The organism is Pseudomonas sp. B6001 (assembly GCF_013386015.1).
In the GTDB taxonomy this organism is placed as follows: domain Bacteria; phylum Pseudomonadota; class Gammaproteobacteria; order Pseudomonadales; family Pseudomonadaceae; genus Aquipseudomonas.
Genome location: NZ_JACAOX010000017.1, coordinates 471,571 through 486,362 on the forward strand (window position 1 = coordinate 471,571; position 14,792 = coordinate 486,362).

Annotated in this window: 13 protein-coding genes; 7 read left to right on the forward strand and 6 right to left on the reverse strand. The window is 60.3% G+C overall.

Annotated features, from left to right (window positions below; genetic code table 11):
- Positions 1-100: 100 nt before the first annotated feature.
- Positions 101-442, forward strand: coding sequence for a zinc ribbon domain-containing protein YjdM (locus HX821_RS19545; protein ID WP_003215858.1), 342 nt, complete (start codon positions 101-103; stop codon positions 440-442).
- A gap of 197 nt (positions 443-639) precedes the next feature.
- On the forward strand, positions 640-897 hold the full coding sequence (locus HX821_RS19550) for a hypothetical protein (protein WP_003215856.1): 258 nt from the start codon (positions 640-642) through the stop codon (positions 895-897).
- 54 nt (positions 898-951) lie between these two features.
- On the opposite strand, the gene HX821_RS19555 is transcribed toward HX821_RS19550, so the two are convergent.
- Complete coding sequence (locus tag HX821_RS19555) at positions 952-1,569, reverse strand: FKBP-type peptidyl-prolyl cis-trans isomerase (RefSeq protein WP_003215854.1); 618 nt, start codon at positions 1,567-1,569, stop codon at positions 952-954.
- A 113-nt stretch (positions 1,570-1,682) separates the two neighbouring features.
- Positions 1,683-2,171 carry a TIGR00645 family protein gene (locus HX821_RS19560; protein ID WP_003215853.1) on the reverse strand — a complete coding sequence of 163 codons (489 nt, stop codon included), beginning with the start codon at positions 2,169-2,171 and terminating at the stop codon, positions 1,683-1,685.
- 166 nt (positions 2,172-2,337) lie between these two features.
- On the opposite strand from HX821_RS19560, the gene HX821_RS19565 reads away from it, so the two are divergent.
- Complete coding sequence (locus HX821_RS19565) at positions 2,338-4,173, forward strand: hypothetical protein (protein WP_177036242.1); 1,836 nt, start codon at positions 2,338-2,340, stop codon at positions 4,171-4,173.
- A gap of 51 nt (positions 4,174-4,224) precedes the next feature.
- Here the strand turns inward: HX821_RS19565 and HX821_RS19570 are convergent, their stop codons facing one another.
- Both HX821_RS19570 and HX821_RS19575 read right to left on the reverse strand, forming a co-directional pair.
- Complete coding sequence (locus HX821_RS19570; protein ID WP_003215849.1) at positions 4,225-4,551, reverse strand: hypothetical protein; 327 nt, start codon at positions 4,549-4,551, stop codon at positions 4,225-4,227.
- Positions 4,552-4,751: 200 nt separating this feature from the next.
- A complete protein-coding gene (locus HX821_RS19575) occupies positions 4,752-7,190 on the reverse strand; it encodes a Lon protease family protein (RefSeq protein WP_003215847.1) in 2,439 nt (812 codons plus the stop codon).
- A 267-nt stretch (positions 7,191-7,457) separates the two neighbouring features.
- On the opposite strand from HX821_RS19575, the gene HX821_RS19580 reads away from it, so the two are divergent.
- The 4 genes from HX821_RS19580 to HX821_RS19595 all read left to right on the forward strand — a co-directional run bounded on the left by HX821_RS19580 (position 7,458) and on the right by HX821_RS19595 (position 11,207).
- Complete coding sequence (locus HX821_RS19580; RefSeq protein WP_003215845.1) at positions 7,458-7,946, forward strand: DUF3015 domain-containing protein; 489 nt, start codon at positions 7,458-7,460, stop codon at positions 7,944-7,946.
- Positions 7,947-8,039: 93 nt separating this feature from the next.
- Positions 8,040-9,893, forward strand: a complete 1,854-nt coding sequence (locus HX821_RS19585; RefSeq protein WP_087695249.1) for a DUF4105 domain-containing protein — start codon at positions 8,040-8,042, stop codon at positions 9,891-9,893.
- 389 nt (positions 9,894-10,282) lie between these two features.
- The gene (locus HX821_RS19590) at positions 10,283-10,639 is read left to right on the forward strand and encodes a hypothetical protein (RefSeq protein WP_003215838.1); all 357 of its coding nucleotides are present in this window, start codon (positions 10,283-10,285) and stop codon (positions 10,637-10,639) included.
- Between the two features lie 70 nt (positions 10,640-10,709).
- Positions 10,710-11,207 (forward strand): GreA/GreB family elongation factor, encoded by a 498-nt coding sequence (locus tag HX821_RS19595; protein WP_177021861.1) that lies wholly within the window; start codon positions 10,710-10,712, stop codon positions 11,205-11,207.
- On the opposite strand, the gene gdhA is transcribed toward HX821_RS19595, so the two are convergent.
- Both gdhA and ettA read right to left on the reverse strand, forming a co-directional pair.
- Complete coding sequence (gene gdhA, locus HX821_RS19600) at positions 11,204-12,541, reverse strand: NADP-specific glutamate dehydrogenase (protein ID WP_003215835.1); 1,338 nt, start codon at positions 12,539-12,541, stop codon at positions 11,204-11,206. The two genes, HX821_RS19595 and gdhA, sit on opposite strands and share 4 nt — an antisense overlap.
- Before the next feature lie 349 nt (positions 12,542-12,890).
- The gene (ettA, locus tag HX821_RS19605; protein ID WP_003215833.1) at positions 12,891-14,555 is read right to left on the reverse strand and encodes an energy-dependent translational throttle protein EttA; all 1,665 of its coding nucleotides are present in this window, start codon (positions 14,553-14,555) and stop codon (positions 12,891-12,893) included.
- Positions 14,556-14,792: the final 237 nt, after the last annotated feature.

The following is a 14,792-nucleotide window of genomic DNA, read 5'->3' on the forward strand; positions in this document are numbered from 1 at the left end:
AGACAGCTCCCACAGCGTTCTCTGGCGTTGCTGCCCCCTGCCCGGCTAAAACCCTATACAATGTGCGCTTTTTAGCCATCCTGAAACCAAAGGAGCTTTAGTGAGCACGTTGCCACCCTGCCCGAAATGCAATTCCGAATACACCTACGAAGATGGCGCCCAGCTGATTTGCCCGGAATGCGCCCATGAGTGGGCCGTCGGCGGCGAAGCCGAGGCGGCCAGCGATGAATCTGTGAAGAAAGACTCTGTGGGCAACGTCCTGCAGGACGGCGACACCATCACCGTGATCAAGGACCTCAAGGTCAAGGGCACGTCCCTGGTGGTCAAGGTCGGCACCAAGGTCAAGAACATCCGCCTGTGCGATGGCGACCACGATATCGACTGCAAGATCGACGGTATCGGCCCGATGAAACTCAAGTCCGAGTTCGTCCGCAAGGTCTGAATATGCTGCCTCCATCCCGTGCCCTGCACGGGATGGCGCTTCACCCTCCCAGCGTCAGCTCCGCACTGGCGGCAAAAGGCCAGGCCTTTTGATCAAAAACAATATCCACACAGAAAAGTCCGGAAATGGCCAATAGGGACTTGCTATTCTACGAATAAGAATTATTCTCATTGAAACCCATCAAGGAGATACTTCCCATGACTTATTTGATCGATGCCTGGCTGGACCGTCCACACCCTTACCTGCGAATCCTCCATCGGGAAACCGGGGAAGTCTGCGCGGTGCTGGAAGAAGAGGCGTTAAGCGAACTGCAGGATCAGGGCGACCTGGACGTCAATGGCCTGAGTTCCAGTGAGCCCGGGGTGCTGAAGGAAGTGGTGAGAAATCTGTTTCTGTTCTGCTATGCCCGAGCGTTGCGCCCGGTGACGGATCTCAATGGCAAGTTTCATCCATGAGCAACCGCGCAAAACACTGCAGGAGCGAGCAGGCTCGCTCCTGCAGGTAAGGTCTTACAGAACGTCGAGCAGCTCGACGTCAAACACCAGAACGCTGTGCGGCGGGATGCTGCCAACGCCTTGAGCGCCGTAAGCCAGTTCGCTCGGCACGTACAGGCGCCATTTGCTGCCGGCATTCATCAGTTGCAGGGCTTCGGTCCAGCCGGCGATCACGCCGCCAACCGGGAATTCCGCAGGCTGGCCGCGCTCGTAGGAGCTGTCGAACACAGTGCCGTCGATCAGGGTGCCGTGGTAGTGCGTACGCACCTGGTCTTCACGGGTCGGCTTGGCGCCGCTACCTGCAGTCAGCACTTCAAATTGCAGGCCGGAAGCCAGGGTGGTGATGCCGTCACGCTTGGCGTTTTCAGCCAGGAAAGCCAGGCCTTCGCCAGCAGCAGCTTCAGCCTTTGCAGCGGCTTCGGCTTGCATGATTTCGCGGATGACCTTGAAGCTGGCGGCCATTTGCTCCTGGTCCACACGGCTAGGCTTGCCGGCAAAAGCGTCGGTCAGGCCAGCCAGGATCGCGTCCAGGCTCACGCCCGGTGGCGGGTTGTCGCGCAGCTGGTCGCCCAACTGACGGCCAATGCCGTAGCTCACGCGGGTTTCGTCGGTGGACAGATTAACTTCGGACATGGAAAGGCTCCGCTGTAGGACGACACAGGTGCCGTCCAAACTAAAAGGGCGAGCAGACTAGCACACAAGCCACACCCTTGATGAGCCCCGCGCAGGAGAGCGCCAGGGGCTGATTAATGCTTGGTAACCTTGTCCAGGTAGCCCATGGCAAACGCCGACACCACGAAGGTCATGTGAATGATCACGTACCATTTCAGGTGCTCGGGATCGACGTTCTTGGCGTCCATGAAGACCCGCAGCAGATGGATCGACGAAATCGCCACGATGGACGCCGCGACCTTCATCTTCAGCGACGAGGAGTCCATGGTCCCCAGCCAGTTGAGCTTCTCCTTGCTTTCGTCGATGTCCAGCTGGGAGACGAAGTTCTCGTAGCCGCTGATCATCACCATCACCAGCAGGCCGCCCACCAGGGCCATGTCGATCAACGACAGCAGCACCAGGATCACATCCGACTCGCTCATGGTGAACACGATGGGAATCACATGAAACACTTCCTGGAAGAACTTCAGGCCCAGCGCCAGCAGCCCCAGGGACAGCCCGAAATAGATCGGCGCCAACAGCCAGCGTGAGGCATACATTGCATTTTCGATAAAGCGTTCCATTGAATCTCACACAGCTTGGCTAAAAATGGCGGCGAGTATACCAGCCGCACCCAAACCCCAGAAACCGTCGAGAAAACTGATCTGTACGGCATCTGTTAAGGAATTTTTCTGCTAGTGTCGAGCTCATCAACTCGGCTCGATGATGTCGGACAGGAAAACTCAGATAATGGATGTGCGATCCCCTTTGGCCAGCCTTGGCCTGTGTGCGGCGTTGCTGATGGGCAGCGGTTGTTCCCCAAGCGATGAACACAAGCAAGCCAGTCTCGAAGAGAAAACCGCCAAGTTCGAACAATCCCTGGACGCCATCCAGGACCCCAAGCTCAAGGACGCCGTGTCCGAGCTTGGAGGCTCGCTGCTGTTGCTGGAACGGGCACGGGCCAAGCTCGCCACCAAGCCCATCGAGGCCGAGTACAGCGAAGACGCCCTGGCGCTGCTCAAGCATTACCCTACACCGCAGGCCCTGGTCGATACCTACATCAATGGCCTGTTTGTCCTGCGCAAGGCGTCCCATTCGGACTACCTGACGGACCTGCAGCCGATCTTCCCGTTCAACTTCAACGTGCCCGACCAGTTCCCCTTCCCTCACGGCCTGGAATGGCAGTCGGTGACCCTGAGTAACAACAAGGTCATCCCGTTCCAGCCGGAATGGTCGGAAACCGATCCGGGCATCCAGTTGAGCCCCACCAGTTCCAACCTGACCAACCCCGATGACCTGACGGTGACCTACCCGTTCGTCGAAGGCGTCGAGACGGAGAACAAAAGCCAGCCGCAGCCCGTCACCCTCAAGGGCAAGGTGGAAGTGATTGCCCCGCGTAAAGTCTTCACCTTCGACTTGTCGAAAAAGGACGTGGGCCGCAAGCGCACCGAAGAAAACGTCACCGTCACCCTGCTGGCCCTGGAAAAGAACTACGCCGAGATCGAACTGACCAACAGCGCCCCGCTGGCGCCGGAAGTCGCGGACGAATCGCCGAACCCGTTGCTGGTGCAGGCTCGTGACACCACCGGGCAATTTCTCTCGCGCTCGGGCTCGATCAACGAAAACGCCGCGCAACTGGCGTTCTACGAGAAGCAACTGGCCGAAATGCAGAAGCAGAAGGCCTGGTCCGACGCCTTCGAGAAACAGCTGGAAGACGAGCAGAAAGCCTTCGAGCTCAAGCAGAATAGCCATTACACCAAGGTGTACTTCAATGGCCTGATCGACAATGTGCAAGTCAGCGTGCTCGACTTTTCCCAGGCCACGGTGACCCGCAAGGACCTGGACCTGCCCGTACGGCGCTTCGACAAGAACAGCCTGGAAAAAACCGTACAGCCGTTGCCGATGCCCGTCACGGTGTATGACGACCAGGCTGCGGATTGGCTCAAGGACGCCACCCTGTCCGAAGACCAACTGAAGAAAAGCGTCACCATCAACCAGTCGGTGGATGACGCCAGTGCGGCGCACGTTGAGTTCGATCACCCCTACACCTTCAACGACGACCTGCTGGGCGAGGACCGCGGCGGCGGCGATGCCCCGGTGACGTTCCTCACCGCCAACGACGAAGGCAAGCTTGGCGAGCCGATCGAACTGCCCGCCGAAGCCTACGAGGTCGACCCGGGGCGCGGCACCATCACCTATGACTTGAACCTGTTTCCTGAAAACCCGGGGTTTGCCGTCGGATCGATGCCGCTGTTCCTGGCGACCATCGAGAAAGGCAGCCTCACTGCCGGGCAACTGCCCAAGGGCCTGGAGCTGAAGGACAACGCGCTGATTGTCGACCAGAAGCTGTTCCCCTCTGACAGCTGGCGGTTCTATGCCAAGGACGCCAGCGGCAACTACCTGAAGGAAATTCTCGGCGTCAGCCACCGCGCCGAGGAATACGGCACGGCGCTGTTCGACGTGCATTACTTCTACGGCCAGCCGACGACATTGGAAACCTACCAGCGCACCGGCCTGGACACGGTGCAGTATGGGTTCGAGGTCAAGCTGGACAAACCCGAGGCGGCCCCTGCCCCCAAGCCATAGCCCCTCCCCCGTAGCAGCTGTCGAGCGCCAGCTGCTACGGGGGGAGTGCGGTCAGCGGATATCGCTTAGCACCGTCTGCCGCCCACCGTTGAGTTGTCGCAAGTGCGCCTGCAGGTGCAGGCACCAGATCTGCGGGTCGTCAGCCAGCTCGTACCCGTGCAGGGTCAGGCTTTCAACAATCGAATCGAGGATGGTTTGTGCCACGAAAGGTCCGTGGAACGGGCCTTGGGACTTGATGGTGGAGGGTTGTTCGCCGGTCATTCCGGCGGCAAACAACAAGGTCCACATCCCGGTATCCCCCGCGAGAGGGCGAATGGAACATTCGATACGGGTGACCAGGCCCAGGCACTGGCGGGTGAGGCAGAGGTTGCGCGACATGGCGGCGACCCTCGGTAGATCCGGTATTCAGCCTCGCAGGGCAAGACTGTTTCTATCCAGCGACTCCTGTGGCTATCCCTTGAGCTGAGAATAGAAGAAACCCGGTACAAACCAAGGCTGGGGGACCAACGGATGACTGCCGTCACGACGGCGTCAAAAATATGCCGAAGGGACCTGGAACCAGGCCCCTTCGGCATTGATTACACCGGCTTGGTCTCAGCCAGTGCTTCCTGCGCCAACTCCTTCTCGGCTTCCTTCAGGTCATCTTCACTGATCATCTCGGCGATCGCCCGCAGACGCTCCACCACCCGCGCATTGACGCTGCCTTCGGGGAATTGCCCCTCCTCGTCGGGCGAACCCGCAGGCTCACCCACCAGCAGGCTCAAGGCCTCGTCGGCCTGACGCACCGCATAGACGTGGAATTGCCCCTGCCGCACGGCCTGCAACACCTTCTCATCGAGCATCAGTGTCGCGACGTTGGCCTGGGGAATGATCGCCCCCTGCTCGCCGGTCAGCCCGCGGGCCTCGCAAAGACGGAAGAAACCTTCGATCTTCTCGTTGACCCCGCCGACCGCCTGCACCTCACCAAACTGGTTGATCGAGCCGGTGATGGCAAAGCACTGCTTGAGCGGCGTCTTCGACAGGGCCGAGATCAAGGTGCAGGCTTCGCCCAGGGACGCGCTGTCGCCGTCGACATAGCCGTAGGACTGCTCAAGGGCGATACTCGCCGATATCGCCAACGGGAATTCCTGGGCATAACGGCTGCCCAGGTAACCGGTGAGGATCATCACGCCCTTGGAGTGAATCGGCTGGCCGAGGTTAACTTCACGCTCGATATCGACGATGCCGCTGCCGCCCGGGTACACCGTGGCAGAAATCCGCGCCGGCACACCAAACGCCGAGTCACCCACCTCCAGCACCGTCAGCCCGTTGCACTTGCCCACCGCCGCGCCGGCGGTGTCGATCAGGATCACCCCGGCGAGCATGTCGTCGAGAATCCGCGCCGACACCCGCCCGGTGCGCGTGGCCTTGGCCTTGAGTGCGCGCTCGATGTGCCCGGAGTCGGTGCGCTCATCACCGGCCAGGTGACGAATGAAGTCCGCCTCGCTGACCAGCTGGAACAAATCACCGATACGCGCCGACAAGCGGCCCTGGTTCTCCGCCAACCGCGCGCTGTAGGTCGCCAGCCGCGCCACCGCATCGGAGGTCAACGGCGCCATGCCTTCTTCCGAGGTGCGGGTTTTCAGCAACTGGGCGAACTGCTCCAGGCTTTCATCCACCATCGGGATGTCTTCGTCAAAATCCACCAGTACCCGGAACATCTCCTGGAAGTCCGGATCCGCGTCCTGCAACGCGTAGTACAACTGGCGGGAGCCGATGATGATCACCTTGAGCTGCAACGGGATCACTTGCGGGTTGAGGGTCACCGTGGCCAGGCGGCCCAGTTCGCCCAGCGGTGATTCCATCTTCAGCTTGCGCGATTGCAAGGCACGCTTGAGGGCGTCCCATACAAACGGCTCGCTGAGCATCTTCTCGGCTTCAAGGATCAGGAAACCACCGTTGGCACGGTGCAGCGCACCCGGACGCAATTGGCGATAGGTGGTGTAGAGCGCGCCCTGGTCGGTGCTGTATTCAATACGGCCGAACAGGTTGTCGTAGGTCGGATGCGGCTCGAAGACCACCGGCGCGCCACCGTTGATCGGATGCCCCACCACCAGGCTCGGGCAGTACTGTTCTTCCAGCAACTTGCGGGCCTGGGCGTCGGTTTTCGCATCGTCCACCAGTTGCTCGACCACGGTTTTCAGCAGGTAGACCTGCATCGCCTGCAAGTAGCCGCAGACGGCCGCGTTCTCCGCATATTTTTCGGACAACGGCGCCAGCAGTGGCTGCAAGGCCAGCGTGATGGTTTCTTCGTTGAACTGGCGCATCTGGTTATTGGACTCGCGCTTCCACTGGGGCAGGCTGGCGAGTTCTTCGTTGAGGCGTTCTTCCAGTTCGGAAATATCGGTGTGGAAACGCTCGCGGTCGGCTTCGGGCAACTGCGAGAACTCGGCCTCGTCCAGGGCCTTGCCGTCGAGCATCGGGGTAAACGCAATGTTGGTGCTGTCACGGTACAGCGCCACGTCTTTTTCCAGGGCCAGGCGCTCGATGACGTCCAGGGCACGGTCGTAACGCTGGTTGAAGGCACGGTCGATGGCGCTTTTGCGCTGTTGATACGTCGGGTGTTCAAACACCGCCGGGAAGGTCGCGACCAGGTTGTCGATCAGGCCGTTGATATCGGAGATGAACGCGGCAGCACCGCCCGCAGGCAGTTCCAGCGCGCGGGGTTCGCGAGGCTCATCGAAATTATTGACGTAGACCCAGTCGGCCGGGGTCTGCAGGCGCTTGCCTTCGGCCTTGAGGTAGCGTTTGACGAACGAAAAGCGCCCGGTACCGGGCTCGCCCATCACAAATACGTTGTAACCGGGGCGTGGCATGGCCACACCAAACTGCAAGGCTTCGACCGCACGTTCCTGGCCAAGCACACCGCGAAAGGGCTCCAAATCATTGGTGGTCGAGAAGCTGAACTGTTCAGCGGAAAAAGGACGAGTCAGCGCTTCGGGCGCTAGACGCAAGCTGGCAGCAACAGGATCAGGCATCGGGCTTCCTTACATCAGGCGGGGCAGATGACGGCATTCTGGCGCCGGGTTGGGCCGGCTGGCAAGGACGGCTTGGGGAAAGCATAGACCCGTGTTCGGGGCTGTAAAAAAACCGAGTGTTTCCGGCTTGTTTCATAAAAAGTCACGGAACCCTTGGATCATGCCTAAACTCCAACCTGCTGCGGGTTGGACTAATAACCGACCCCTAGGGTGCTGTCAGGCACCTGAACCCTTGTCCATTGGTTTGCACACAAAGAGAACAAAGCTATGAAACGGATCCTTCTCGGTACTCTCTTCACCGTCGTCTCCCTCAATGCAATGGCAGAAGCGCCAGGTGGCCCGAACTGCGGTTGGGGCAACATGTTGTTCGAAGGCCAACGCGGCACTCCGGCTCACTTCCTGGCCTCCACCACCAACGGTACCTCGGGTAACGCCACGTTCGGCATGACCTCGGGCACCAACGGCTGCAGCACCAACAGCGCACTGACCTACGGTGGCAAATCGTGGATTGCCATGAATGGCATGATGAACGAGCTGTCCGAAGACATGGCCAAGGGTAACGGCGAAGCGCTGACTACCTACGCTGTAGTACTGGGCGTTGCTCCTGAAGATCGCGAGCACTTTGCCGCTGTGACTCACGAGCACTTCCAGCAAATCTTCAGCAAGGCTGACGTAACCGCTGATGACGTGCACAACAACACCCTGGCTGTACTGAAAAGCGACACCCGTCTGGCGAAATACGCTACCCAGGCTTAAGCTCGACCCGCCCGTGCCTTTCGAGGCACGGGTTTTATTATTTTTGGACCTGCCTCCCCTTTGGGTCTTTTTATCTCGACTTAAGTTGCCCACATGCTCAAACGCCTTGCCTACCTGGCACTCTTCGCCTGCGCCCCGCTTTATGCGGCGCCGCACCTTGATGATCAACGTTTGCAGCAGCTGGCCAACGACCCGTTCTGGCTTTCGCTGGGGCACTACGAATCCGGTAAGTTCAAAGGCTGGCGCAGCTATGTCAGCGACAAGAAATTCTTCCTCGCTCCCGATGGCGCCCACCATCCGGACCAGGAGCTGAAGGCCACTGTCGAGGCGCTGTATGCCCCGGCCAGCCTCGGCGAAAAGCACGCCCAATGCGTTTACCCGGCACGTACACGCTGGCTCAAGGACCAGTTGCACCTGAGCGACTTGCCGGCGCTGGACTGCAAGGAGTTCAAGCAATGGTTCAAGGACGTCGCCCCCCACAGCGCGGTGATGATCTTCCCGGCGGCCTACCTCAACAGCCCATCATCAATGTTCGGCCATACCCTGCTGCGCATCGACCAGGCTGACGTGCAGAGCAACAACACCGCCCTGCTCAGCTACGCGATCAACTTTGGCGCCTATATCGAAGGCTCGGACAACAGCATCCTCTACGCCTGGAAGGGCCTGATGGGCGGCTACCCGGGCCTGTTCGCGCTGGTGCCCTACCAGGAAAAACTCTCGGAATACCGTAGCCTGGAGAACCGCGACCTGTGGGAATACCGCCTGAACCTGACCCAGGTCGAGACCGAGCGCATGGTCGAGCACGTGTGGGAACTCAAGCAGATCCAATTCGACTATTTCTTCTTCGACGAAAACTGCTCCTATCGCCTGCTGGAACTGCTGCAAGTGGCCCGCCCAAGCCTGCGGTTAACCGAACAATTCCCGCTGACCGCGATCCCTACCGACACGGTAAAAGCCGTGAAAGAAGCCGGCCTGGTGGAGAAAATCGATTACCGCCCTTCCCGTGAACGGGAGCTGCTGGAACGCGCCAAGCCGCTGGACAGCGACGAGCAGCAATGGGTGCTGAAGATCAGCGACGACCAGAAACAACTGCAGGACCCGGCGTTCAAGGCCATCGCCAAAGACCGCCAGGCCCTGATCATCGACGCCGCCTACCGCCTTGGCCGCTACCGCGCCAACGGCCTGGAGCGCGACACCGAACGTTCCCAGCGCAGCTTCGAACTGCTGAGGGCGATCAACCAGAACCCGGCGCCGGACCTGAAGATCGAACGCCCCGGCCTGCCCGAAGACGGCCACGAATCCCGCACCTGGCAAGCCGGCATCGGCACCCGGGGCGACAAGGCTTTCGGCGAATACGGCCTGCGCATGGCCTACCACGACCTGAACGACAACGCCGAAGGCTTCCCCTTGGGCGCACAGATTGAAATCCTGCAAATGAAACTGCGCCAGTACGAAGGCAACCACTGGCAATTGCAGCAACTGGATCTGGCAACCATCCGCTCACTGACCCCACGCAACGAGCTGCTGCAGCCCTGGTCGTGGCAAGTCACCGGCGGCCTGGAGCGCGTACCGGGCAAGCATGACGACGAGACACTCGTCAGCCACGTCAACGGTGGCGCGGGCGGCACCTGGCAACTGCGCGACGACATGCTTGGCTTCGCCCTTGGCACGGTGCGCGTGGAGCACAACAGCGACTTCGGTGAAGCCATCTCCCCGGCTGCCGGGTTCAATACAGGTGTGTTGTGGCGCAACCCGCTGGGCAACCTGAGCCTGGAAGCCAAGGGTGACTTCTTCACCAATGGCGAGGTGCGGCGCAGTATCAGCCTGAATCAACAGTGGGAATTGTCGCGCAACCTGGGGCTGAGACTGAGTGCGCAGCGGGAATACAGCCACCTCGCGACACCGGTGAACGAAGTGATGCTGGAAGTGAAGTGGTATCACTATTAATCCCTGAGCCGTAGATCGTTCCCACGCTCCGCGTGGGAATGCATCCTGTGACGCTCTGCGTCACGACCTTTAAAAGCGGACGCAGAGCGTCCAGAGCGGCATGCCCACGCAGAGCGTGGGAACGATCTCTAATTAGTCCATAAGGAGCTTGCTCCCGCTGGGCTGCGCAGCAGCCCCAAAACCAGACACCTCACCCTCTCTGGAATATCTCAATACCCTGAACAGGGGCCGCTTCGCGCCCCAGCGGGAGCAAGCTCCCTCGCCACAGGGCGCGCGTGATCGCCCGAAGCCGCAGCGTCACACGGATTTCTCACATCCGTTTCACATACCCCGAACGAATCCACTCCTACACTTCCCCCATCAGCCGTTCAACGGCCAGGGAGCAAGCGATGTGGCGGTACGCTGTAGTGCTGGGCCTGTTGGCCCTGCTGTCGGGTTGCCAATCAACCCATGAGGATTTGCTGGCCAAGGGCTATCCACCCGCCTTCGCCGATGGCTATGACGACGGTTGCAGCAGCGGCCGCCAGGCTGCCGGGGTGATCACCGGGGAATTTCGCAAGAACGTCCCGCGCTACCTGAAAGACCGCACCTACGCCGAAGGCTGGGATGATGGCTTTCGCCAATGCAAGGCCATGCGCGAGAACGAAGACCTGAACGACTACAAGAATCGCCACTGGGACGACCGCGAACGCGCCTGGCAACAGGAAAAAGACCGCGACGCTGCCAGGGCCTTTCGCTCGCAATAGGTCGCTTCCAGACATCCAGCGAAACTTAACCCCTGCGACCATGGCCCAAACTCCATAGCAGGAGAACGTCATGAGTCGAGCTTTCGTCAACGAAGACAGCGCCGCTGCCCAGGCCAGCCAACCGGTGGAACGCCAGGTCAGCGCGCAACCCAATCACCTCACTGCCCGCGGACTTGCACAATTGCAGGCCAGGGTCGCGCAGTTGCAGCATGAGCACAGCGAAGAATCCGCCAAGGGCGAGCAGGCCGATAAACAGCGCCAGGCCGACCTTGAGCGGGATTTGCGTTACTTCAACCAGCGCCTGCAAAGCGCACAGGTGGTGGCGCCGGCAACCTCCACCGACAAGGTGCAAATCGGCAGCTGGGTGACCTTTGCCAACGAACAGGACGAAGAGCAGCGCATTCAGTTAGTGGGCGAAGACCAGGCCGACGCCACGGTGGGCCTGATCAACTGGGGTTCGCCACTGGGCCGCGCGCTGCTGGGTGCACAGGTGGGCGACGAGGTGCTGTGGAAGCGCCCCGTCGGTGATCAGTTGATCGAAATCCTGCGCATCGAACCCGAGGGTTAAACGATGCCCTGGGCCAGCATTGCATCCGCAACCTTCACGAAGCCTGCAATGTTGGCGCCCTTCACGTAGTTGACCCGGCCGTTCTCTTCGCCGTAGTGCACGCACGCATGGTGGATCGACTGCATGATGTTGTGCAGCTTGCTGTCCACTTCACCGGCGGTCCACAGCAGGCGCATGGCGTTCTGCGACATCTCCAGCCCGCTCACCGCCACCCCGCCGGCATTGGACGCCTTGCCTGGCGCGAACAGGATGCCGGCCTCGATAAAGATATCCACCGCCTCCAGAGTGGTCGGCATGTTGGCGCCTTCGGCCACGCAGACGCAGCCATTGCGCAACAGGGTGCGCGCCGCTTCGGCGTCCAGTTCATTCTGGGTGGCGCAGGGCAACGCGATGTCGCAGGCCAGTTCCCATGGTGCTTTGCCGGCGCGGAATTCCAGGCCGAAACGCGATGCCAGCTCGCTGATGCGCCCGCGCTGTACGTTTTTCAGTTCAAGCAATGCCGACCATTGTTCTTCGGTCAAACCGCTTTCGCAGTACAGAGTGCCTTCGGAGTCGGACAAGGAAATCACCTTGCCGCCCAGGTCCATGACCTTGCGCGCCGCGTACTGGGCGACGTTGCCGGAGCCGGAGATGGCCACGCGCTTGCCTTCGACCCGCTCGCCGTTGCGCTTGAGCATTTCTTCAGCGAAGTACACGCAGCCAAAACCGGTGGCCTCCGGGCGAATCAGGCTGCCGCCGTAGCTCATGCCCTTGCCGGTCAGCACCGAGGTGAACTGGTTGCTCAGGCGCTTGTACTGGCCGAACAGGAAGCCGATCTCCCGGGCGCCCACGCCAATATCACCGGCGGGCACGTCCACGTCCGAGCCGATATGGCGATACAGCTCGCTCATGAACGCCTGGCAGAAACGCATCACCTCGGCGTCGCTCTTGCCCTTGGGATCGAAGTCCGAGCCGCCCTTGCCGCCGCCCATGGGCAGCGAGGTCAGGGAGTTCTTGAAGGTTTGTTCGAAGGCGAGAAATTTCAGCACGCCCAGGTTCACCGACGGGTGGAAGCGCAGGCCGCCTTTGTAGGGGCCGATGGCGCTGTTCATCTGGATCCGGAACCCGCGGTTGACCCGTACTTTGCCTTGGTCATCTTCCCACGACACCCGGAACACAATCGCACGCTCCGGCTCGCAGATGCGCTCCAGGATGCCCGAGTTCAGGTAGTGGGGATTGGCTTCAAGAAACGGCCACAAACTGCGCAGGACTTCTTCCACGGCCTGGTGGAATTCCGGCTGGTCGGGGTCGCGTTTCTTGAGGCGGGCAAGGAAGGATTCAACGGATTCGATCATGAAAAGTCTCGGCAAATTTATTGTCGTTAAAGGAGATTTGTCCCGGACTTTATCAATTCATGTCGCACCGCGACAGGGCAAAATGTCGCCTTTGTGAATTTAAATGGTGCATTAGATATAAATACAGGCGTTTTTTGCACCTTAATGAGGATTTCAATCCAGGCTTTGCACCAACAGTTAATCCGCTATCGCAGGCAAGCCAGCTCCTACATTTGATCCAGTACATCCATGACAATGCGGTCAACTGTGGGAGCTGGCTTGCCTGCGATGCAGACGACGCGGTCCACCTGAAAACACGCAAAAAAAAGCGGAACCCGAAGGCTCCGCTTGTTCAAACCACCAACCCGGATCAGGCCAGCTTCTTGTGCCGTACACGATGCGGCTGGGCAGCAGCTTCGCCGAGGCGTTTCTTGCGATCGGCTTCGTATTCGGTGTAGTTGCCTTCGAAGAACACCGCCTGGGAGTCGTCTTCGTACGCCAGGATGTGAGTGGCCACGCGGTCAAGGAACCACCGATCGTGAGAGATCACAATGGCGGCGCCCGGGAAGTCCAGCAGGGCTTCTTCCAGGGAACGCAGGGTTTCAACGTCGAGGTCGTTTGACGGTTCGTCGAGCAGCAATACGTTGCCGCCTTCTTTCAGGGTCAGGGCCAGGTGCAAGCGACCGCGCTCACCACCGGACAGGTCCTTGACGAACTTCTGCTGGTCGCCGCCCTTGAAGTTGAAGCGACCCACGTAGGTGCGCGACGGGATTTCGTAGTTGCCGATGCGGATCTGGTCGGAACCGTCGGAAATCTGCTGGAACACCGTCTTGCTGCCGTCGAGGTCGTCGCGGCTCTGGTCAACGCAAGCCAGTTGCACGGTTTCGCCGACTTCGATGGTGCCCGAGTCCGGTTGCTCCTTGCCCATCAGCATGCGGAACAGTGTGGATTTACCCGCACCGTTACCGCCGATCACGCCAACGATGGCGCCTTTTGGCATGGAGAACGACAGGTTGTCGATCAACACGCGGTCGCCGTAGCCCTTGCAGACGTTCTTGAACTCGATGACCTTGTCACCCAGGCGCGGACCGGCCGGGATGTAGATTTCGTTGGTCTCGGAACGCTTCTGGAATTCCTGGGACTGCATCTCTTCGAAACGCGCCAGACGGGCCTTGGATTTCGACTGACGCGCCTTGGCGCCTTTACGCACCCATTCCAGCTCGTCTTTCATGGCCTTTTCATGGGCCGACTGTTGCTTGGATTCGGCGGCCAGACGGTCGGACTTGGCTTCCAGCCAACCGGAGTAGTTGCCCTCGTAAGGGATACCGGCGCCACGGTCGAGCTCGAGGATCCAGCCAGCAACGTTGTCCAGGAAGTACCGGTCGTGCGTGATCGCAACCACGGTGCCCGGGAAGTCGTGCAGGAAATGCTCCAGCCAGGCGACGGAATCGGCGTCCAGGTGGTTGGTCGGTTCGTCGAGCAGCAGCATGTCGGGGGCCGACAGCAGCAGGCGGCACAGGGCCACACGACGCTTTTCACCACCGGACAGGTGTTCAACCTTGGCGTCCCACGCCGGCAGGCGCAGCGCGTCGGCGGCGACTTCCAGTTGGCGGTCCAGGTTGTGACCGTCGGCGGCTTGCAGGATGGCTTCGAGCTTGGCCTGTTCTGCCGCCAGTTTGTCGAAGTCGGCGTCTTCTTCAGCGTAGGCCGCGTAGACCTCGTCCAGGCGGGCCTGGGCGTTCTTGATCACGCTGACCGCTTCCTCGACCACTTCACGCACGGTCTTGGTCGGGTCCAGGATAGGTTCCTGTGGCAGGTAGCCGATGTTCAGGTCGGGCATCGGGCGGGCTTCGCCGTCGAACTCGGTGTCGACGCCGGCCATGATTTTCAACAGGGTGGATTTACCCGAACCGTTGAGTCCGAGCACGCCGATCTTGGCGCCCGGGAAGAAGGACAGAGAAATGTTTTTCAGGATTTCCCGCTTCGGCGGAACAACTTTTCCCAGCCGATGCATGGTGAAGACGTATTGAGCCATGGTGAACCTAGCGTCAGTGACTGATGAATTAAGCGGGCGAAACCCGTGCCAGGCCATGCGCCGCGCGGGCCGTTGATGTCTACCAATGCCTGCGTGCGGTAGATGCCTGATTGTCTGGGGCTGGAACGCCCTCGCGTAACCGGCAAAGCTACCTGAATGCGGGTGGGCAGTCCAGCCAGGCGGGGCTGGCACTTTGCCACAACACAAGGCATGCTAGCCGCCCTCCGGGCGTCCGGC